Genomic DNA, 21,211 nt, shown 5'->3' with positions numbered 1-21,211 from the left:
TTATTCCTCCTTGTTCATTTTTCTAAGTTTGTCTTTGATCCGGCTGATTTTGGTAGCGACGTTTGTTACCGTCAGGCCGGTGATTTCAGCAATTTCCTCGTAGCTTTTTTCTTCCAGATAAAGCAGAATAATAGACTTTTCCAACGGGCCCAGACGGTTAATCATCCGGTAGAGCTGCTTTAGCATGGCTTGTGTTTCGTCCGATTCTTCCATTCGGTCGGAGTCCTGGCTTAGAGTCACGATTTCGGGAATGTTCTTTTCTTTGCGAATAAAGCTAATACAAGTATTCAGTGCGATGCGGTAAATCCATGTGGATACTTTGCACTCTCTCCGGAACTTGGGGTAGGCTCTCCACAAATTGAGCACGACGTCCTGATACAGGTCGTTAAGAGTAGCATTCGGCGTCGTGTACAGATAGCACACTTTATATATGACGCGTTCATACTCCCGTATCACGGACAAGAACTCCTGTTCTACATTCTCCATCGTCTGTTTCTTGCTTCTTGAATTGCTTTTGCTCTGTTAGTCGCAAAGGTAATTAGAAAATCACAAGGGTGTGATTAGATTTTAATCATTTAGTATTCCTTTTAGGCTATTTGGCTGTTGAAATTGCTTTTTTGGCTAAATATTATAAAAAAAGAGTTTGATAATTATAAAAGAGTGCATTATCTTTGCAAGGATACTATTAACAACAATATAAGAGAACGATGATGAAATATTTTATTGGAGTGTGTTGTGCAATGCTGCTGGGTTTGTCGGCATGTGGTGATATTGATAGCCCGGAGTTTCCGCCCTCTGAGGTTAAGAGTGAAGTAAAGGAGGTGGTGGATTTTTCATATACCGAACTGGAAAATTTAGAATCTACCCATGGTATGCATCTTAATTACCGCAATAGGGTGTATGTGTTTTCAGCTGATATAGTGCTGGATTCTCCTTATCAGTCATTCGGGCATATTGAATACTTTATATCTCCTGACAAAGAAAATTTGACGGACAAGGCTTTGTTGTCATATAGCTTCGATTATGACAATGTATATAGTGTCTATCCCGAGTATTATTATGGTTGGCAAAGTACTACAGCTATTTGGTATTTTGATCATTCTGATTGGCAGGCCGGTACCTATTATTATCGTGCGGTTGCTTATAGTAACAGTTGGGGTAGTGGTCCCGGCATCCTTCATGACTGTTTGCAGCAAGATATCAGGCAAGCTACTTTGGATGATCTTAAGTCCTTTACGATTCCTACGAAATACCTTCCTTATGCAGATTTAGGATATGCTAATGAGAATGAAGTATCAGTTTACTTTGGGGTGGATGGATTTGAAGGAAGATTTAAAGAGGTTGGAGTTTGCTATTCCGATGTAAATCAACTCCCTACCATTGCTGATAAAACGTATGTTTCTGAGTCGGCTGATGGCATGCATTTTATTGGCCCTCTTTTACAGAAGGCTTATTATATGCGTCCTTTTGTAGTAACGAAAGATAATGATACGATCTACGGATATGTTCAACGGATTCAATACTCAAGATAAGAAAGATGAAAAAACTGATTATAACCATGCTCATGACGATTGCCGGACTGACAACCCTCATGGCACAGCAGACGCACGATATAAAAGGTGTGGTAACTGACAAGAGAAACGAACCGATAGTAGGTGCTTTGGTCACCGCAGAAGGTACCGACATCAGTTCAATAACCGATATCGACGGTAAATTCCTGTTGCGGGACGTACCTGTTGATACTAAGAAAGTGATTGTAGAGTCAATCGGTATGGAGACTACCGATGCAAAGATTGATCGGCCGATAATGATGGCTGCCCGCCCGAAGCGTCTTTCGCTGGTAGTGGAAGCCGGAATGGACTGGAGCCGTTATACGGCAGAGGGCTCTGATAGCAAAAACGGTTATCACTTTGGTGTAGGTATGGAAGTGCGTATGTCTAAGCGTTGGGCATTTCGTCCGATGGTGCAACTGGCCAGTCGGGGTGCGGAATATAATTTCACGGAAGGATCATACTCTTATAAGGAAACCTGGAATCCGTTGATGCTGGATGTACCGTTGAATTTTCTGGTACGTTATGACCTGGCTCGTAATATGAGTTTGGTACTTTCTTTCGGCCCGGTATTTTCATGGGGACTTAGCGGTAAAGTGAAAGTTTCAGAAACGGGTAAGGAAGATGCTGAATATGACATTTATAGTAAAGATTATGAGAGTAGCTGGGGAAATTATAAGCATGCATTGCTGCATCCGCTCGGGTTCGGTATGACTTATGGCATAGGTGTGGAATATAAGAAGCTTATGATAAACGTTTCCGGTAAGAATATGGGAATTATTGCGGAGGATGAAGGACTGGGAGATGTGAAGGAACATAACTTTGTGCTGGGGGCCAGTGTTTCGTACCGTTTTTAAATCCTACTTATCAAATGTTGAATTTATAAAGAATACTATATATAATGAAACGAATAATTATATTAGCAATTATAGGCCTCTGCATATCAGGAGCATCTATGGCGCAGGGACAAAAACTGAAAGGCAGACTCATTGATAAGGATCATTATCCGGTGAAGAATGCCAAAGTAACCGTAAAAGGCACAAATTTGAGTACTACTTCTGATAAGGATGGTAATTTTTTCATTGAAGATGTACCGCTCTACCTTGATTCCATTCAGGTGGAGAAAGGTAGAAAAGACATCACCGTTAACACACCTATAATGATTTCGATGGGGCGGTTGGTTATAGATAAGCGTTTTTCCTGGTTTGTGAAGGCAGGTGTGGGTGTTAGTCGCTTTTTGGGCGCTGAAGAGACGAAAGATAAAGTGTCTTTTCATGTCGGGGGAGGTGTAGACATTAAAATGGCCAAGCATTGGTCTTTCCAGCCGGCAGCTTACATTGCGCACCGTGAAATGGAGGGCAACACATGGTATTATAGTAATGAAACTACCAATTATAAATTGACATATCTGGAAATTCCTTTGCTTTTTGCTTATAAGTTCCGTTTAAGTTCCTCGATGAATTGGGTAATTGCTGCCGGCCCTTATGTAGATTGCGGCATTAATGGGGATATTCGTGATGTGAGACAACTTCAGAGTCCTAACCCGGATGGCTATGGCTCTCAGTATACATACGAAACAGAAGAATCTGAAGCTTTTGGTAAACGTTTCACCGGTGGAGTAGCTTATAGTATGGGAGTAGAGGGACGCCATTTCACATTCGGACTGACCGGACGTACAGGTTGGACTTCATGGCGTAGGAGTGAAGGGTTTACAAATCTGGAGTTTGAAATAGGATATAAATTCTGAATAGAACACTTGCGGCTGTATCGGCTTACACTTGCGGCTGCGTTGTCTTACACTTGTATAAGTGTGAGCTGACGCAGCCGCAAGCATATAATAACGCAACTATAAGCTGATGTTATTCTTTTTAATAGGGAGAAAGTTAGAGATTGGCCGCCAAAAACTTTCTTACTTCATTAATTGGCATTCCTCTGCGTCGTGCATAATCTTCCAATTGGTCATTTCCAATCTTGCCTACTGCAAAATATCGTGCGGCAGGGTGAGCCAGCATTAATCCGCAAACAGTGGCGTGTGGACGCATAGCGCCGTTTTCTGTTAGCGTAATGCCTATTTGCTGCATATGAAGCAATTCATTCAACAGAAAGTTGACAGACTGATCGGGCAGAGAAGGGTAACCGACGGCAGGACGTATGCCTTGGAATTTTTCCTTTAACAACTCGGGGATGGAAAGGTTTTCGTCCTTTGCGTACCCCCAGGCAACTTTACGCACGTATTCATGCATCTTTTCGGTGGCGGCTTCGGCAAGTCGGTCGGCAAGTGTCTGTACCAACATACGTTTGTAGGGATCATCCTCATAGAGAAGTTCAACTTCTCCGTCACAGGAAGCTGCAAAAATACCTACCGTATCAGGTGTACCGGAAGCAAGGGGACGAACAAAATCGCTGAGGCAGAGAAAAGGACTGCCATCCGGATGGGGGATCTGTTGGCGGAGTAAAGGAAGGCGTGTGCCGTCCAACAGTAAATTATCCCCATCGGCATTAGCCTTGCAAAGACGGAAAATGGTGTGTACATGATAAGTCTCATCCAGCTGGTTAAGCATCCGGTTAGCTTCTTTGAGTAGCTGCATTGCCTCGGCAGCTTTGGCACGATCATCCTCAGAAAAAGTCGTAAGCCAGGAAGCACGGCAAGCATCGCAGCCGTGGATATCCGCAATGGCGGCGAAGCGAGGCTGAAATCCCCATGCATGAAAGAAGTATATCCAATTGATGTATGGAGTAACGTCATGGATAGCGTACGTCAACACTTTATCCGCAGAGCTGTTCATCATTTATCTTTGTAATCGAATCTCAACTCTTCGCCACGGTAAGTATCATCTACTTGTCCGTCACTGTATATCAGGTGTCCGTTAGCAAATGTTTTTTCTACTTTCCAGCGGAAAGAATTACCTTCAAGCGGGCTCCATCCGCACTTGCTGAGAATATTCTCAGAGTTGACTTCCCAACGGTCTCCGTGGCTGACAAGTACAAGGTCGGCCTTATAGCCTTCGCGGACATAACCGCGATCACAGATACCATATATCTGGGCAGGAGCATGGCACATTTTCTCTACAATGGTTTCAATGGAGAAAATTCCTTTTTCTGCCAGTTCGAGCATGCTGACCAGAGAGAATTGAATCATGGGCATACCCGACATGGCTTTCAGTGCGCCACCTTCTTTTTCGCTGAGCAGGTGGGGCGCATGATCGGTAGCAATCACATCAATCACTCCGGTATTGACTGCATTCCGTAAAGCATCACGATCAGCCTGTTTCTTTATGGAAGGATTACATTTGATGCGTGTTCCCAGTTCTTTATAGTCCTGTTGGCGGTATAACAGGTGTGCGACACAGGCTTCGGCTGTAATATGCTTTTCTTCCAGCGGTATATCACTGAAAAATTGCAGTTCTTTGGCTGTAGAGACATGAAGCACGTGCAGACGTGCACCCGCTAAGCTTGCCATGCGTACCGCAAGTTCTGTTGAGGCGTAGCAGGCGGCTGAAGAACGTATGTTGGGGTGCTTGCTGATAGGAACTTCCGGTGCATCACTGAACATTTTCTTATAGTATTCAGTGTTTTTTTTGATGATTTCCTGGCTTTCGCAATGGGTAGCAATCAACATATCTGTTCCATTGAATATATTGAGCAGACTGTTTGTTTTGTCTACCAGCATATTTCCGGTACTGGAACCCATGAAAAGTTTGATGCCGCATACACGATGTTTGTCCAGCTGGTTGAATTCCGTATAGTTATTATTAGTGGCTCCGAAGTAGCAGGAGTGGTTAACGATACACTTCTCATTCAGTAAATCAAACTTTTGTTCGAGCGCACTAAGGGTGGTAGTCAGAGGGGTGGTGTTCGGCATATCCATGATGGAAGTGACACCACCTGCGGCGGCTGCACGACTTTCGGTGAAAATATCCGCTTTGTGGGTTAATCCCGGATCGCGGAAGTGTACATGGTCGTCGATGATACCCGGCAACAGGCAACAGCCGGTAGCGTCTATGGTTTCATCACAAGGAACGGAGAGCTTTTTTCCATAGGTAAGTATTTCGGCAATCCGGTCGCCTTCAATCACTACGGAACCTTGTACAGAGCGTCCCTCGTTCACTATTGTTGCGTTATGTATCAGTGTTCTTTTCATCTTCACTAATCATTTATCATTAATCACTAATTGTTTTTTACTGCTTGCGGGTATTTATGGAACCAACTATGCATTTTCAGTTTGATAACACCGAAAACGGCCTCTCCAAAGATACTGCTGTTCATTTTCGAGGTACCCAGTTCCCGGTTGATAAAGATAACCGGTACTTCCACAATCTTGAAACCGCATTTGTAAGCAGTGAATTTCATTTCAATCTGGAAGGCATAACCTTTGAAGCGGATACCATCCAGGTCGATTGTCTGCAATACCTCACGACGGTAGCACTTAAAGCCGGCGGTCGTATCATGTATCGGCAGTCCGGTGATGAGGCGTACATACTTGGAGGCAAAGTAGGACATCAATACCCGTCCCATAGGCCAATTCACTACATTGACGCCACTGACGTAGCGTGAACCGATAGAGACATCGGCACCTTCTTCGGCGCAGGCTTTGTACAGGCGTGGCAGGTCGGCAGGGTTGTGGCTGAAATCGGCATCCATTTCGAAGATGTATTCATAATTATGTTCCAGCGACCATTTGAAGCCTGCGATATAGGCAGTACCCAGTCCCAGTTTGCCTTTGCGTTCTATCATGAACAAACGTTCGGGGAACTCTTGCTGAAGGGTCTTGACTATGTTGGCAGTGCCATCAGGCGAGCCATCTTCTATAATCAGGATATGGAATACTTTTTCCAGGGCGAAAACGGCACGGATGATGTTCTCGATGTTTTCCCGTTCGTTGTATGTAGGAATGATAACGATGCTGTCCGATGTCTGCATATTCATAAAAGGAGGTTCTAAATTGGGAACAAAGTTAAGTGTTTTCTACCACATACGAATAAAACTAAGGATTATTTAGTAATTTTGCGCCCGTTATGATGACTATTACCGAGCTACAACAACGATATGCCGCCCATCCCAATGTGGAAGCTATGAGTGGTTTACTGAAGAATCCGTCTGTCCGCACTCTTTTCTGTGGCGGGCTATGTGCTTCTGCTGCTTCACTGTTTTCGTCCGTGCTGGTGCAGCGTGGAGAATTTCCTTTTGTTTTTATTCTGGGCGATCTGGAAGAGGCGGGATATTTCTACCATGACCTTACGCAGGTGCTGGGAACAGATAAAGTCTTGTTTTTCCCTTCTTCATTTCGCAGGGCAATAAAATACGGACAGAAAGATGCTGCGAATGAAATACTTCGTACTGAAGTGTTGAGTCGCTTGCAGAAAGGTGAAGAAGGACTTTGTGTGGTGACATATCCTGATGCATTGGCCGAAAAGGTCGTTTCCCGGAAAGAATTGGGGGATAAAACCCTGAAACTGCATTCGGGGGAGAACGTGGACACGAACTTTATCATGGAAGTGTTGCGTAGTTATGGCTTCGAGTATGTAGATTATGTGTATGAACCGGGACAATATGCCGTACGTGGTAGCATTATCGACGTGTTTTCTTTTTCTTCTGAGTTTCCGTACCGTATTGACTTCTTCGGGGATGAAGTGGAAAGTATCCGCACGTTTGAGGTGGAGACACAGCTTTCCAAAGAAAGGAAGGATAGCATTGTAATTGTCCCCGATTTAAGCCGTAGTCTGGAGCAGGGTGGTGCGAGTGGCATGGTTTCGTTTCTGGATTTTCTGTCGGCGGATACCGTACTGGCAATGCGTGATTTGCTTTGGTTGCGTGAGCGCATTCAGACAGTGCATGATGAAACACTTACTCCACAGGCAATTGCTGCCCGCGAAGCAGAAGAAAGTGGCTGTATAACCTTAGATGGCAAGCTGATTGACGGAAGCGAGTTTACACTCCGTGCATTGGATTTCCGTCGTATGGAATTTGGTAATAAACCGACAGGTACACCGGATGCTACGATTACTTTTGATACGTCTGCACAGCCTATTTTCCGCAAGAATTTTGATATGGTAGCTGAGAGTTTCAAAGAATATATGGAGAAGGGATATGCGTTGTACATCTGTAGCGACAGCATGAAACAAACTGACCGTATCCGTGCCATCTTTGAAGACAGGGGGGATCAGATTGCATTTACGGCCGTGGAACGTACGTTGCATGAAGGGTTTGCCGATAATGTCTTGCGGCTTTGTATCTTTACGGATCATCAGTTGTTCGACCGTTTTCATAAATATAATCTGAAGAGTGACAAAGCGCGTAGCGGTAAGGTGGCTCTAAGCTTGAAAGAGTTGAACCAGTTTACTCCGGGAGATTATGTCGTACATACCGATCATGGAGTAGGGCGTTTTTCAGGACTGGTGCGTATTCCTAACGGAGATACGACACAAGAAGTGATGAAACTGGTCTATCAGAATGAAGACGTGGTGTTTGTTTCCATTCATTCATTGCATAAAGTATCTAAGTATAAAGGTAAGGATGGTGAAGCTCCCCGCCTGAATAAGTTAGGTACCGGTGCTTGGGAAAAACTGAAAGAGCGCACCAAAACTAAGATTAAGGATATTGCACGCGATCTTATCAGGCTATATTCTCAGCGTCGGGAGGAAAAAGGATTCCAGTTTAGTGTGGACAGTTTCCTGCAGCGGGAGTTGGAAGCATCGTTTATCTATGAAGATACACCTGATCAGAGTAAAGCTACGGCGGATGTAAAAGCAGATATGGAAAGTAATCGCCCGATGGACCGTTTAGTTTGTGGAGACGTTGGTTTCGGTAAAACGGAAGTGGCAGTCCGTGCAGCTTTTAAGGCGGTGGCGGATAATAAGCAGGTGGCTGTCCTGGTACCTACGACAGTGCTGGCTTACCAACATTTTCAGACGTTCAAGGATCGTTTGAAAGATTTGCCTTGCAAGGTGGAGTATTTAAGCCGTGCCCGCACGGCAGCGCAGGCAAAAGCAGTTATAAAAGGTTTGGCTACCGGAGATGTGAATATACTGATCGGTACACATCGTATTTTAGGTAAAGATATACAATTCAAGGACTTGGGATTACTGATTATTGATGAAGAGCAGAAATTCGGAGTATCTGTAAAAGAGAAACTGCGCCAGCTGAAAGTGAATGTAGATACCTTGACTATGACGGCTACACCTATTCCCCGCACATTGCAATTCTCATTGATAGGGGCACGTGACCTGAGTGTGATACAAACACCTCCGCCCAACCGTTATCCGATTCAGACTGAAGTGCATACCTTTAACGAGGAAGTGATTGCTGATGCCATCAACTTTGAAATGAGTCGTAACGGGCAGGTGTTCCTTGTGAATAACCGTATTTCCAATTTGCCTGAATTGAAAGCAATGATTGAGCGGCACATTCCGGATTGCAGAATAGCTATCGGACATGGGCAGATGGAACCGACAGAACTGGAAAAGATAATCTTTGGCTTTGTCAATTATGACTATGATGTCTTGATAGCTACTACCATTATAGAAAGTGGTATTGATATTCCAAATGCTAATACCATTATTATCAATCAGGCACAGAACTTTGGTTTAAGCGATCTTCACCAGATGCGCGGTCGCGTGGGAAGAAGCAATAAGAAAGCTTTCTGTTATTTGCTGGCACCTCCTCTTTCTTCTTTGACTCCCGAGGCAAGACGTCGTTTGCAGGCTATTGAGAACTTCAGCGATTTGGGTAGTGGAATTCATATTGCTATGCAGGACCTCGATATTCGTGGTGCAGGCAATATGTTGGGGGCAGAACAAAGCGGTTTCATTGCCGATCTTGGTTATGAAACTTATCAGAAGATATTAACGGAAGCTGTTCACGAATTGAAGACTGATGAGTTTGCCGATCTCTATGCTGAAGAGTTGAAAGCCGAAGGTGGTGTCATTAGTGGCGAACAGTTTGTTGATGAATGTCAGGTAGAAAGTGATCTGGAATTGCTGCTGCCCGCTACATACGTCACGGGCAGTAGTGAGCGTATGTTACTTTACCGTGAATTGGATAGCCTGACATTGGATAAAGATGTAGAAGCTTTCCGTAATCGGCTTATCGACCGTTTTGGTCCTGTTCCGTCAGAAACGGAAGAACTGCTGCGTATTGTGCCGTTGCGTCGTCTTGCTGCCCGCCTTGGCGCGGAAAAAGTTTTTCTTAAAGGCGGGCGTATGTCGTTATTCTTTATTTCCAATCCGGAAAGCCCCTATTATCAGAGTCAGGCATTCGGTAAAGTTATTGCATACATGATGAAGTATACCCGTCGCTGCGATTTGCGCGAACAGAATACCCGTCGTAGTATGCTGGTGAAGGATGTGAAGAATGTGGAAACGGCAGTTGGTGTTTTGCAGGAGATTGTGGCGATGCAGGTGGAAGAAGGATAGTTTCCTGACGACTATCGTCCAAACTGTACCGCAAATCCCAGATTAAAGAATGTGACATTGTTCTTAAACCAACTGTGGTCTATTCCGTCATCATAATCGTATGGATTGGAAAGCCGTGCGTCGGGGTTTGCAAACCAGTCGGCTGTGAGTATATCTGCACGAAACACTCCTGATAATTTCTTGGTAATGTAGAATTCGTAACCCATGCCGAATGACAGTCCGCAATATCCTCTCTGAAAAGATATTCCATTCCGTTCACCTCGTTGGTAAGTACGTTCCTGATAGTTCATGTAGCCTATGCCGAATGAAAGAAATACCCCTTGGTTTCCCTCGCTCCACAAGTAGCGGTAAGTAATATTGGGGTGTATATAATGGAGGTGCATTTTATCCGGCAGACGAGCTACCCGTAAGTAATCATACTGAAGCCCTAGGGCAAAGTTGGGCATGAAGTAGTAGCGTCCTTCTGTCATCAGGTTGTATCCCGCACGGTCGCCATTTTTACTGAAAAAGTCATTACGGTTTCCTTCTACGCGCGGCAATGTTAGTCCGCCACCCAGTGAGATACTGAAGTTTTGCGGCAGGTAGTCTTGTGCTTGCAAGGTTGTGCTTGCATAACTCAAAAAGAGAGCGAAGAGAATTAAGAGTCGTTTCATCATTGGTAGATTAATATTTATCGTTTTCCATATAATTTGTCTATCAAATCCATCCGTCCGATACGGCGCAGTTCGTTGATGATGTTCTTTCGTTCTTCCGGTTTATACCAGAAGAAGAACTGACGCTGCGCCAGCTTTTCACGTGGTGTTTTGGCACTGAATACAGGCTCCAATGTGTATGGATGATAGCCGGTATACCAAGCTTCAGTGGCTACGGTCATGGGGGTGGGGGTAAAGTCTTGCACTTGTTCCAAATGAAAATCAAGGCGCTTGGTGATAACAGCCAGTTCTGCCATGTCCTCTTCCTTGCAGCCGGGATGGCTGGAAATGAAATAAGGAATCAGCTGTTGCCGCAACCCTTCTTCGCGGTTGATGTGATCGAATATCTTTTTGAATTCCTGAAACTGGTCGAACGAGGGCTTGCGCATGATACTCAATACCCGGTCACTGGTATGTTCCGGTGCCACTTTAAGACGACCGCTTACGTGGCGGGCTATTAATTCGCGGGTATATTCATCAGTGCTTTTATTAGTCGCCGGATCTTTGCTTTGATGCAAGAGCAAGTCGTAACGTACACCACTACCGATGAAACTCTTTTTGATGCCGGGTAGAGTGTCTACCGCATGATAAATATCCAGTAAAGGCCGATGGTCGGTATTCAGGTTCGGACAAACTTTAGGATGGATACATGAGGGGCGTTTGCACTTCTTACAAATATTCTCATCCCTCCCTTTCATCCGGTACATATTGGCGGATGGACCGCCAAGGTCACTCAGGTATCCTTTAAAGTCGGGAAGCTCCATTAGTGCCTTTACTTCTTTAAGAATGCTTTCTTTACTGCGGCTTACAATAAATTTTCCCTGATGTGCCGAGATCGTGCAAAATGCACAACCACCGAAACACCCACGGTGGATATTCACCGAAAACTTAATCATATCGTATGCCGGAATTCGCTTGCCTTTGTATTTGGGATGAGGCAGACGGGTGTAGGGCAAATCGTACGAACGGTCGAGTTCAGCTTCCGTCAGGGGTGGGTAAGGAGGATTGACAACAACAGTCATGTTATCCACTTCCTGTGTAATACGGGAGGCAGTATATTTATTACTCTCTTCTTCAATGTGGCGGAAATTGGCAGCCTGCTTCTTCTTGTCTTTCAGACATTCAGCATGAGAAAAGAGACGGATATCTCCTTCTTCACTGATGAAGTCCGTTGTCTTGCATAGGTAAGCAATTTGCGGAATGGTATTTAGTGATAACCGCTTATCATTGAATCTTCTTATCAGTTCCACCACAGGTTTTTCTCCCATTCCGTAAATCAGCAAGTCGGCCCCGCTTTCTATGAGAATGCTTTTCATAAGCTTATCCTGCCAATAATCATAATGCGTCACGCGGCGCATGCTTGCTTCGATACCTCCCAATACGACGGGAACGTCGGGATATAATTTCTTCAGAATTTGAGTGTAAACAATTGAAGGGTAATCCGGACGCATATCCGGACGTGCATCCGGTGTATAGGCATCGTCACTACGTAAACGCTTGTTGGCAGTGTATTTGTTTACCATAGAGTCCATACATCCGGGACTGATACCAAAGAACAGGCGGGGACGTCCTAACTTCTTGAAGTCGCGTAAGTCATCCCGCCAATTGGGTTGAGGTATAATCGCCACGCGCAAACCCTCTGCTTCGAGGATACGTCCGATAACAGCAGCCCCGAAAGAAGGGTGGTCTACATAAGCGTCACCACTGAACAGGATAACGTCCAGTTCGTCCCATCCGCGTAACTCCACTTCTTTTTTCGTTGTGGGCAACCAATCAGTCAGTCGATATTCTTTCATGCCGCAAAGATACGCATAAAATGAAGTTCAGCCAGAAAATGCATAGTTAAATTCCTGTTGACGATGCTTGCGGTTCGTCCCCAAGTCCGAGGTAAAACGGCTTCGTGAGACGACGAAATCCTCCTTGTAAGGTGAGCGCTAACAAAAATATCAGAGAATCGTCTGTTTTATCTTTATATTTTATACTTTTGTACGCCGATGGCACAAATAAAATATAAATCAATCTATATATTATGGAAATACCTCCGTATGAAGAATCAAAAGATGTGATACAACGCAAACTCGATCAGACAACTATGATTTTGCAGAATATCAATGCTTATTTTTTACTGATTGATAAAGATTTTATAGTCTGCGATACCAATTACTATTCCTTGAATAAGCTTCCTGCTCCTGAGGTTGGTATGACACAAAAGGTCGGTGACCTGTTGCATTGCCGGAATGCTGCCGAAGCCGGCGAATGTGGTATGCATCAGCAGTGTAAACTTTGTGGTATCCGCGCGGCTATTGGAAGAGCTTTTCATAAGAAAGAGAGTTTCCAAAAAGTAAATGCTTCTATGAATCTTCTGAATGACGAAGAAGACAAAGTAATCCCTTGTGATGTTTCAGTATCGGGGGCTTATGTTGTTATTGACGGGGAAGATCATATGGTATTGACGGTTTATGATGTGACGGAACTACAGAATGTTCAAAGGTTGCTGAATATTGAGAGAAAGAACTCGATATCTGCAGAGAGATTGAAATCCACTTTTATTGCGAATATAAGTCATGAAGTCCGTACACCACTGAATGCGATTGTTGGTTTTTCGGGATTGATAGCTACTGCTTCTGATGAAGAGGAAAAGAAAATGTATATGGATATTATTTCAGAGAACAATGAACGTTTGTTACGTTTGATAAATGATATCTTTGATCTTTCGCAGATAGAAGCCGGAACTCTGAATTTTGAGTATTCTGAGTTTGATGCCAATGACTTGTTAAGAGAACTGGAAGGTATGTTTAAGGTGAAACTATTCAATAATCCTTCAGTTGATTTGATTTGTGAAGACTCTGTGCAGCCTATTATCATGTATTCTGAACGCCAACGCATCATTCAGGTGATGGCAAACCTGATTCATAATGCGATCAAGTTTACCAAATCAGGGGAGATACGCTTTAGTTGTCGTATGGAGGGAACGGATGAGGTTTACTTTTATGTATCCGATACTGGAATTGGAATTCCGAAAGAAGAACAGCAAGAGATATTTTCCAGTTTTAAAAAGTTGGATCGGGAAGTACCGGGAACAGGTCTGGGGTTGACACTTTCACAAACTATTATCCAAAATTTGGGAGGTAGGGCAGGTTTGGAATCTGAGGTCAATAAAGGTTCTACATTTTGGTTTGTAGTACCCTTGATTATGAATCGGGAATATAATTAAATGAGAGAAAATAATATAAAAACGAATCCTGTTAGAAGCTTTCTTATGCTGAAACAGGATTCGTTTTTTTATCTCTAATTCCCGGATACGATCATGAATGATGATTTGCTATTTACTGCACAATTTATCTTTTGGTGAATTGCACCGTCATTTGTTCGCCATCGTAAATCTCACGAAAGCCGATTTGTTGTTCTGCCAGATATTCTTTTAAATCATTGAAGGCAGCAGTATCATTCATGATAATTTCCAGTTTCTCACCCGGTGTAGCTTCGCACATGGCTTTGACGGCCGGGATGAGAGGACTGTAAAGTTTTTGACCGCACGTGTCGATTGTTTTCATTTTATTATTCCTCTTCTATGGGTTCCTGCTTTGAAAACCATTCCAGATAGAGCTTAATCAGTTGCTGTAATCCGAAGGCTTTCATGTTGTTATGGTATATCACGTCGATGCAGAGGTCGAGCAAGTCTTTGCTGTCTTCTTCCTGTGATGCGATGAGGGAGCGGATATTCAGTCGCAGTTTTTCCAAAACAGATTCGTCTACAATACCATTACTGTCAATAAGATGACGGAAAAGTCCGTATTTCTCAATGGTTGCCAGGTTCTCTTCGGATATCTCTAGGCTGCGGGTACCGCTGGGGTTTGCTTGTATAGTATACATAGTGTTTTATATTTTTAAAGGTTTATACTCTGAGAGCAAAGATAAGCGTTATTTTTAATTAGACGTATTGTTTTCTACTTTTTTGCTTGAAAGAATTGCAGGATAGAAGCCATGACAGCGTTGCGATCCGTTTCCTGTTCAATACTCTCTAATGGGAACCCCATAACGAAGGTACGGTAGTTGCCCTGATAGGCAATGGCGGCACTTTGATTTCCGGCAGTATAGGTGAGTACCGGGAAAGCAGTACCTGTCGGTAGAATACATTCGGGAGCAGTTACAGGATAAGCGTACTCATTGGGTAGGCGGGGGATACTGAATGTACGTCCCAGACCATTAATATTTCCTGAGCGATTATCGGTGATGGACTGTCCGTAGGCATATTTCAGAATGTTTTGTGTGAACTCCCGGTCTCCTTGCGAACCGTTCATATCGCTGCCAAGATAGGAACCGCTCACAAGCAGATTTCCACCGGATTGGCAATAAGCGGTCAGTACTCGCTGCATGGCAGAGGAAAAGGTTTTGTAATATGCATTGCTTGCCGGATTGCTTTGGCGGTCTTCTTTTTCCAGTCCGAGGATATAGTCTACGATATCGTAAGCTTCCAATGGAATACGTCCGCTTTCTACGGCTTCATCACTGCATGATACAAAACTATAATCTCCGGATGCCTGTATCGCTTTCCCATGTATGAAAGGATAATCGAAGCTGTTTCCGGCAATTTTCATTCCTTCCCATTCACTACCGCTACGTCCCAGTTCCTTTCTGGTCTGTTTACGGGAGAATTCTGTTTGAGCACCACAAAGTGAGATGTCATATAAGTAAGGTACACCCGGATCTTTACTTAAATCGAATCCGGCTTCAGTGGGGGTATCAATGGCGGCTGGCCCACTGAGGCGGTCGAATCCATTGACAATTAACACACGTCCTTTTTCTTTTTTTGCTTTATAAGCTGCAAGAATTTCGGAGGGGAAACTTTCTCCACCCCGGTTGGCCGCGGTTACTTTAAAGGAATAGACAATACCGGGTTCTATCTTTACGGTATAAGAGGGACTATTGACACGTATGCCATTGTCAAAGCCCCCACGACCAATGCGGGTATATACGATGTATTCGCGCGGTTTGGCAGTTGGTTCCAACGGGTCTTCTTCACCATTCCAGGAAAGTTCCAGTGTGTTCTTTTTGTTGCCGAAGCGAATTGCGAAGTTACTTACAGGAAGAGGTTGTACCACATAATCCTTGCCATGCTGATCGCAAAGGTATTGCAGAATGGCTTTATAAATAGAGCGTCCTACGGTGAATTTAAAGTTGGGATCATGTCCGAGGCGCATATCGGCAAAGTTCTGGTGCGAAAGTAATTCGACAATAGTGGAAGGAACGGCGGGCAGTCGCGTTTCACTGTAATTACGGTTCCACATGCTGCGGCGAGTCCAGTCCGTGGCATAACTGGAACGGATATCCCGCTGGAGTTGGGTAAGCAGAATGTCGGAAAGGTCTCGGGAGGCATAGCGGTCTGTTCCGGCTCCGAGTACTCCGTCATTGAATTCAGTGGTATATATGCCGAGCGTACCTATGATTTTATCTTCTTTGCTGACACCCGCATCGCTGTGCAATGCCATTGAGAGTTCAAAAGGTACTCCTAAACCTTTGTCTTTGGGATTGAATATCGAACCGCCGGACAAATAGTTAATCATTCTGGAACGTACATTAATGTCATCGGACATATCATCTTTACCTTCACGCCCGCCATAAACCGGATAAGGCATGCCGGACCATTGGGCGGAATAACGGGCACCTTCCAGATAACGAGGCATTCCACTGGTTTCTCCACCGCGTTCTATATTGCCCATTCCACCACCAAAGCGTACGGCATCAGCGCAGACTACCCCTTTCTGTTTGCTTTCATTGCTAAGTACCACCATGCCATAATCATTCTTTCCCTTATCAAAAGAAAAAGTACCGAGATACACCCATGTACCACCACCTATCTGCTGATTTACCTTGAACTCAGTGGTTCCTCCATTATGGAAAACAATATATTTGGCATCACTTACGCTATTAGGCAAAGTTTGATAAGAGACGTATACAGCATACTCTCCTGTTTCCGGAATATCGGGTATCCACTCGGCAAAGGCTTTGTCTTTTTTCTTTTCTGTAGGGGCAAAACGTGCGGTACCACTGACGAAGGGGTTCTCTCCGTCCCGATAAACCTGTTTGCGCCAGGCAAAGCCGGGGAGTCCTGTTTGCTCCCATTTGGCTTTACGACTTTTCACATCCAGGTAGAGGGAATTCTGCGCACCGTCATTATCGACAATGACTTCCTGCTTTTGTGTATCCCGTTCGCGGGGGGTAAATACGTTGGCACCGGCATTCTCTAGCATAGGGATAACATAAGGCAGGATAAAGGATTGTGTGAACTGGTCTTCTGTGGTGCAGAATAACCGTGGCCGTTGCCAACCCCATTCGCCTGTTTTGTTGATGAAATACTTCCCGTGGCTTTGCCATAAAGCTATATGCTTCCCTTCTAATCCCCGGCTGACGTCGTAAGGACGGGAAGTGCGTGTCACCCAAGGTTCACCTTTGTATTCCAGTCCGCTGTACAGGCGAGACTTATCTTTCTTTCCTTTCCGATATAAGTTTGGAATGAGGTTTTCGATAGTTTGTCCGCTTGTTACTACCGTCAGATCGTAGTAGTTCACAGGACCCGGTAATATCTGTTTCAGATGTCGATAAATGGCATCCACTGTTTCCGGCCGAAAAGGCTGATAGGAAAACTTTTCATCGGCATAGATGAACAGCTTTTTCTTTTGGTGATTGATGCGGAAACTATCCAGTTTACAAGTTCCTATATTTACGGTTGTGGTAGTATATTCCCGGAAGAAAGATTGAAGACGATCTTGCACGTTCGCCTCGATATCTTGTGCAAAGAGTGAGCTTCCATATAGAATTATGGTAAGTAATAAAACAATTCTTTTCATACGTAATACGGTTTAGTTCTGCCATCTGGGAACAACAAAAGATATTTTGTGCTCCAGAGGCGGACAAAATTACGTATTTTATTGGTTGGGAGATATACATTTCATTTATTTTATATATTTGAATCATTTCCCCCGTCTTGTTCTTTTATTATATCCTCAAGTTTCGCAAGCTCAGCTTTCGCAGTTAACAAGATAACAAGGTACAAGTTGATAAAGGGGAATCATTGAATATAAATAGCCAAAGGTTATGATACGTTTATCATTGATAAAACGTTACGAAAAGGTAGTATTCCGCTTGCCTTGAAACCTTCCCAAAACCAGTGTTAGGGAAAGTCGTTACCTTTGCCATCTTCAGTGTGTGTCACGAGAGAAATAACGTGAAAGAGTTGGCTACTCAGTAATGTTATTCTCGTAATTTTTAAAGAGATGGTAGTAGGTCTACCGCAGGAGTTGATAGCAAACCACTTTGTGTTGCTTTGTTGGAATTGGAAACTGATAGGTGGTGAACGACAATTGAAAGTCTTCCGTAAGGATGGCAATGTCGATGGCAAGGAGATGAATGAAAATGAACTATTGATGCAGCATCGTTGGCAAAGTTATCAAGTCACATCAAGGCCAAGGTCTATTTTGAATCTTGGAATAATAGCTGAAGAAACCTGCTTACTGACGGCTGGGTGTGCGGTGTAGAGATGCCATGACCTTGTCATAGGCTCTTTGAAGGAACGTGAAAAGTAGGCATGGAATGGCAAGGGAAAATGCTAGAGCGGTGATACGCAAAGTAGAAAGTACCGATGTTCATGTCTGCGGCAGATTACCTCGTAGTAGTGTTGAAGTCCGTACAACCGTTATTTCAAGAAATAAAAGAATACAGATTTTGTATTGATAGAAGAGGATGCGACAGTGCATCCTCTTTTTTATCTTTACATTTTCTCATGAAATCGTTTCCGATGATTTATCCCTGTTTCTTTGAACAACCTGCTTCAAATCATTAGTTTTGTCTTGCCAGCCAGTTTCCGGCTGTAATTGTATAATCACTAAATTACTAAAATTTATGCAGAAAAAGACACTACTTCCTCAATCGGTTCACAAATTAAAACGAGTTTGGATATTATGTCTGATAAGTCTGTGCATTGCACCATTAAATGCACAAACTTTATACAAAATTGAGATGCCCAATTACATCCTGCAAGCATCAGGTACAAACACAGAGACTTTATACATCAAAAACAAGGAATCTGAAAACCTGATTCAACTCGGAAAACTAAAGTTCGGATGGACACCTGCCATCACAATGGAAAATACATGCAGTTATGAAATCATTGAAGTAAACGGATATCAGGCCATCCGTGCCACCTACACTTTTCCTTCATCTGTACCTTCTTCCATTACACTGACCGGAACCTTCATTGCACGTCCCGACCGGGTAGATGTCCAATATTGGGTTTCCGGTGTTCCTGCCGGATATGTCACCAACTGGGGAGGCTCACAATTCCGCTTCATACTCTCCAACAAGGCAAATACCCAAATATTGCCAGAGGCCAAACTCGGCTTATGGCAACGGGATGCACAAGGAGGATTGCCCATTGAAGCCGCAGACTCCAATTTCTTCCCATTCCTCATAAAAGATAAAATAATATGTCTGGCCTATGGTCCTGAGAATAAGGCTAATTCCAGTTGGAAGGATGACTGGTACAGGCACACAGTCTTAATTGATAATAAAGACGGTTCATACTCCACGAAGTTCTCCGTACTGGTGGCTTCTTCGGACTGGCCGTACGAAGCCATCTGCGCCCAATGGAAAGGACGTCCCTTTGCATTAACTCTCAGTACCGATAAACCTTACAATTGGTGGGAGAATGCATCCGGAACATTAAGCGTAAAAGCAAATCTGGCCAACACTTCCCAAGAGAAGAAAAATTGCACACTCAAATATTGGATCAGAGACTATGCCGGAAATTATGTTGTCAATGAAAGCCGGTCACTTACTTTAGAAGCCGGTCAGCTACAGGTCTACCCCATTGAGTTCACCCCCGAAAGCGAAAGAGAAATCTACTTTGTAGAGGCTTCCATCGAGGATGAAACTGGCAAGGAGCAAGTATTCCACAGAACGAATTTAGGGTTTCTACCCCCACATGAATTCACATCTACTCCTGATGAAAACATCATGGGACTTTCCGCTTACTGGGCTATCCCCGACTCAACAGAATTGAAACGGCTACTAAACAGAATGGGGGTCAGATGGGTAAGAAACGGAATTAACAGCAGTTTCAAGAATATTGAAGCAATGTATCATAACAATATCGACTGGACAAAAAAGTGGAGTGATACAGAACAAGATAAACAAATCCGAACCTGCTTCCAAGAAATAGTGAAGAACGGAAACAAAATTTGGGAGTTCGGCAATGAACTGAATATGAGTTCTCCTGATATAGGTGGAGCCGGTGAAGGTATCGGAAAAGCACTATTGGCCGAGCCTTATGTGAAATGGTTAAAAGCTATTCGCAAGATACAGTCGGAAAAAACGGAATGGCAAAAAATCAAAATTATATCTTTCGGTTTTGCCGGTACTGACGAAGTATTCCTGGAAAAACTCGTCACACTAGGAGGTTGGGAATTGCTGGATGGGATAGCACTTCACCCAGGAAGAGGTAACTTTACTCCCGATTATCCTGTAACAGTTCCATGGAATGAATTTGAGAAACCTTCTTCAGGATATCAATACTGGAATTACTATGGTTCCATCCGTACTCTCAAAAACTTCATCAAAGCACATGGAAATGATAAAGATTTATACCTGACGGAAGTCTACGCACTTGACTTTCCGAACCATTCATGGAATGATACTCCCCGCGAATCAGCCGAGAACGTGGTCCTCTCATTTGCACTTGCCGCTGCTGAAGGAGTAAAGAATGCACTCTATTACCAGCTATTCAATTCTGTATGGAACAATCAATTAGGCGTGAGAGAAGACAACCGCGAATATTTCTTTGGTCTAATTAACCGCGATCTAAGTTTCAAGCCTTCCCTTATGGCTTACTGCAATATATCCGAAGCGTTGGATGGGGCCCGTTTCAAAGGATGGATCAAGTTCAGTGAAAATAATCCTTTCAGCAAAGGAATCATGTTCGATACGCCTAAAGGTCCTATGAGTATTATTTGGGACAGAATAGAAGGCGATATACTTCCACGTCCCAATGGGAACAGTTCTCCGGAACCTTGGATTAGTTCATGGAATATACAAACGGAACTGACTTTGCCTTGCAAAGAAGAAAGCATTACGGTATTGAATGCCATCGGACAAAAAGAATCGATCCCGGTGAAAGACCATAAAGCTACAATAACTCTAACCGGAGCTCCTGTTATTGTTTACGGCATGGATGCCTCTCAGATACAGCTTCACGGAGATGCCCCGACCGGCATAGAGAACCTTTACGTCAACGGGAAAGATATACAAATAAGTCCCAATCCAGTAAAGGATCGATTGTTCATCAAAGCTAGTTTTCAGTCGGACATCGAGCAAATGCATCTCTATATTTATAATGTAATCGGGCAGCAGATTGTAAGTCAATCAATTCCGGTATCAGGTAATACCTTGGAACACAGCATAAACGTGACCGGGATCAATGCAGGAATCTATTACGCAGTCTTCGACATAAATGGTGTCAAACGCATAACCAAGAAGATTATCAAGCAATAGAACAGTTCATATT

16 protein-coding genes are annotated in these 21,211 nt (G+C 43.8%); 7 read left to right on the top strand and 9 right to left on the bottom strand.

Translation table 11 applies throughout. The features are described 5' to 3' along the window. Complete coding sequence (locus K6V21_RS23580) at nt 1-486, bottom strand: RNA polymerase sigma factor (protein ID WP_007214467.1); 486 nt, start codon at nt 484-486, stop codon at nt 1-3. 221 nt (nt 487-707) lie between these two features. Here K6V21_RS23580 and K6V21_RS23575 point away from each other — a divergent pair, with 221 nt between their 5' ends. The 3 genes from K6V21_RS23575 to K6V21_RS23565 are packed head-to-tail and all read left to right on the top strand — an operon-like array spanning nt 708 to nt 3,297. Then, nucleotides 708-1,532, top strand: coding sequence for a hypothetical protein (locus K6V21_RS23575; RefSeq protein WP_224320071.1), 825 nt, complete (start codon nt 708-710; stop codon nt 1,530-1,532). Between the two features lie 5 nt (nt 1,533-1,537). Further along, nucleotides 1,538-2,407 carry an outer membrane beta-barrel protein gene (locus tag K6V21_RS23570; RefSeq protein ID WP_224320070.1) on the top strand — a complete coding sequence of 290 codons (870 nt, stop codon included), beginning with the start codon at nt 1,538-1,540 and terminating at the stop codon, nt 2,405-2,407. 44 nt (nt 2,408-2,451) lie between these two features. Then, nucleotides 2,452-3,297 carry an outer membrane beta-barrel protein gene (locus tag K6V21_RS23565; RefSeq protein WP_195425595.1) on the top strand — a complete coding sequence of 282 codons (846 nt, stop codon included), beginning with the start codon at nt 2,452-2,454 and terminating at the stop codon, nt 3,295-3,297. Nucleotides 3,298-3,433: 136 nt separating this feature from the next. On the opposite strand, the gene K6V21_RS23560 is transcribed toward K6V21_RS23565, so the two are convergent. From K6V21_RS23560 to K6V21_RS23550, 3 genes are read right to left on the bottom strand one after another with little or no spacing between them, the layout of a single operon-like run. Beyond that, complete coding sequence (locus K6V21_RS23560) at nt 3,434-4,339, bottom strand: vitamin B12 dependent-methionine synthase activation domain-containing protein (RefSeq protein ID WP_224320069.1); 906 nt, start codon at nt 4,337-4,339, stop codon at nt 3,434-3,436. Beyond that, on the bottom strand, nt 4,336-5,691 hold the full coding sequence (locus K6V21_RS23555; RefSeq protein WP_224320068.1) for a dihydroorotase: 1,356 nt from the start codon (nt 5,689-5,691) through the stop codon (nt 4,336-4,338). Before K6V21_RS23555 ends, K6V21_RS23560 begins: the two co-directional genes overlap by 4 nt. Nucleotides 5,692-5,717: 26 nt before the next feature. Beyond that, on the bottom strand, nt 5,718-6,470 hold the full coding sequence (locus tag K6V21_RS23550; protein WP_007217660.1) for a polyprenol monophosphomannose synthase: 753 nt from the start codon (nt 6,468-6,470) through the stop codon (nt 5,718-5,720). A 98-nt stretch (nt 6,471-6,568) separates the two neighbouring features. On the opposite strand from K6V21_RS23550, the gene mfd reads away from it, so the two are divergent. After that, nucleotides 6,569-9,961 carry a transcription-repair coupling factor gene (gene mfd, locus K6V21_RS23545; protein WP_224322088.1) on the top strand — a complete coding sequence of 1,131 codons (3,393 nt, stop codon included), beginning with the start codon at nt 6,569-6,571 and terminating at the stop codon, nt 9,959-9,961. Nucleotides 9,962-9,972: 11 nt separating this feature from the next. On the opposite strand, the gene K6V21_RS23540 is transcribed toward mfd, so the two are convergent. After that, nucleotides 9,973-10,614, bottom strand: a complete 642-nt coding sequence (locus tag K6V21_RS23540) for an outer membrane beta-barrel protein (protein WP_224322087.1) — start codon at nt 10,612-10,614, stop codon at nt 9,973-9,975. Nucleotides 10,615-10,631: 17 nt separating this feature from the next. Beyond that, nucleotides 10,632-12,449 carry a YgiQ family radical SAM protein gene (locus K6V21_RS23535; RefSeq protein ID WP_224320067.1) on the bottom strand — a complete coding sequence of 606 codons (1,818 nt, stop codon included), beginning with the start codon at nt 12,447-12,449 and terminating at the stop codon, nt 10,632-10,634. 233 nt (nt 12,450-12,682) lie between these two features. On the opposite strand from K6V21_RS23535, the gene K6V21_RS23530 reads away from it, so the two are divergent. Next, nucleotides 12,683-13,867 (top strand): sensor histidine kinase, encoded by a 1,185-nt coding sequence (locus tag K6V21_RS23530; RefSeq protein WP_224320066.1) that lies wholly within the window; start codon nt 12,683-12,685, stop codon nt 13,865-13,867. 124 nt (nt 13,868-13,991) lie between these two features. Here the strand turns inward: K6V21_RS23530 and K6V21_RS23525 are convergent, their stop codons facing one another. The 3 genes from K6V21_RS23525 to K6V21_RS23515 form a co-directional block, all read right to left on the bottom strand. Next, a complete protein-coding gene (locus tag K6V21_RS23525; RefSeq protein WP_224320065.1) occupies nt 13,992-14,207 on the bottom strand; it encodes a sulfurtransferase TusA family protein in 216 nt (71 codons plus the stop codon). A gap of 4 nt (nt 14,208-14,211) precedes the next feature. Beyond that, complete coding sequence (locus K6V21_RS23520) at nt 14,212-14,526, bottom strand: hypothetical protein (protein WP_007214455.1); 315 nt, start codon at nt 14,524-14,526, stop codon at nt 14,212-14,214. Between the two features lie 74 nt (nt 14,527-14,600). Further along, nucleotides 14,601-17,501 (bottom strand): xanthan lyase, encoded by a 2,901-nt coding sequence (locus tag K6V21_RS23515; RefSeq protein WP_224320064.1) that lies wholly within the window; start codon nt 17,499-17,501, stop codon nt 14,601-14,603. Nucleotides 17,502-17,927: 426 nt separating this feature from the next. Between K6V21_RS23515 and K6V21_RS23510 the strand changes: the two genes are divergently transcribed. Next, entirely contained in the window at nt 17,928-18,188 is a 261-nt protein-coding gene (locus K6V21_RS23510; RefSeq protein ID WP_224320063.1) for a hypothetical protein, read from the top strand. A 364-nt stretch (nt 18,189-18,552) separates the two neighbouring features. Next, nucleotides 18,553-21,198 carry a T9SS type A sorting domain-containing protein gene (locus tag K6V21_RS23505; RefSeq protein ID WP_408912630.1) on the top strand — a complete coding sequence of 882 codons (2,646 nt, stop codon included), beginning with the start codon at nt 18,553-18,555 and terminating at the stop codon, nt 21,196-21,198. The last annotated feature ends 13 nt before the right edge of the window (nt 21,199-21,211 follow it).

Origin of the sequence: Bacteroides cellulosilyticus, assembly GCF_020091405.1 — a bacterium.
GTDB lineage: Bacteria > Bacteroidota > Bacteroidia > Bacteroidales > Bacteroidaceae > Bacteroides.
Note: the sequence above shows the minus strand (reverse complement) of the source record. Positions and strands in the feature narration are given on the sequence as shown.

Bases quoted from the DNA above. Each gene is read 5' to 3' on its own strand.
- K6V21_RS23535 (WP_224320067.1), bottom strand. From the start codon at position 12,449: ATGAAAGAATATCGACTGACTGATTGGTTGCCCACAACGAAAAAAGAA.
- K6V21_RS23505 (WP_408912630.1), top strand. From the start codon at position 18,553: ATGCAGAAAAAGACACTACTTCCTCAATCGGTTCACAAATTAAAACGA.
- K6V21_RS23525 (WP_224320065.1), bottom strand. From the start codon at position 14,207: ATGAAAACAATCGACACGTGCGGTCAAAAACTTTACAGTCCTCTCATC.
- K6V21_RS23530 (WP_224320066.1), top strand. From the start codon at position 12,683: ATGGAAATACCTCCGTATGAAGAATCAAAAGATGTGATACAACGCAAA.
- K6V21_RS23575 (WP_224320071.1), top strand. From the start codon at position 708: ATGATGAAATATTTTATTGGAGTGTGTTGTGCAATGCTGCTGGGTTTG.
- K6V21_RS23510 (WP_224320063.1), top strand. From the start codon at position 17,928: ATGGTAGTAGGTCTACCGCAGGAGTTGATAGCAAACCACTTTGTGTTG.
- K6V21_RS23570 (WP_224320070.1), top strand. From the start codon at position 1,538: ATGAAAAAACTGATTATAACCATGCTCATGACGATTGCCGGACTGACA.
- K6V21_RS23520 (WP_007214455.1), bottom strand. From the start codon at position 14,526: ATGTATACTATACAAGCAAACCCCAGCGGTACCCGCAGCCTAGAGATA.
- K6V21_RS23540 (WP_224322087.1), bottom strand. From the start codon at position 10,614: ATGAAACGACTCTTAATTCTCTTCGCTCTCTTTTTGAGTTATGCAAGC.
- K6V21_RS23565 (WP_195425595.1), top strand. From the start codon at position 2,452: ATGAAACGAATAATTATATTAGCAATTATAGGCCTCTGCATATCAGGA.
- K6V21_RS23580 (WP_007214467.1), bottom strand. From the start codon at position 486: ATGGAGAATGTAGAACAGGAGTTCTTGTCCGTGATACGGGAGTATGAA.
- K6V21_RS23550 (WP_007217660.1), bottom strand. From the start codon at position 6,470: ATGCAGACATCGGACAGCATCGTTATCATTCCTACATACAACGAACGG.
- K6V21_RS23560 (WP_224320069.1), bottom strand. From the start codon at position 4,339: ATGATGAACAGCTCTGCGGATAAAGTGTTGACGTACGCTATCCATGAC.
- K6V21_RS23555 (WP_224320068.1), bottom strand. From the start codon at position 5,691: ATGAAAAGAACACTGATACATAACGCAACAATAGTGAACGAGGGACGC.
- mfd (WP_224322088.1), top strand. From the start codon at position 6,569: ATGACTATTACCGAGCTACAACAACGATATGCCGCCCATCCCAATGTG.
- K6V21_RS23515 (WP_224320064.1), bottom strand. From the start codon at position 17,501: ATGAAAAGAATTGTTTTATTACTTACCATAATTCTATATGGAAGCTCA.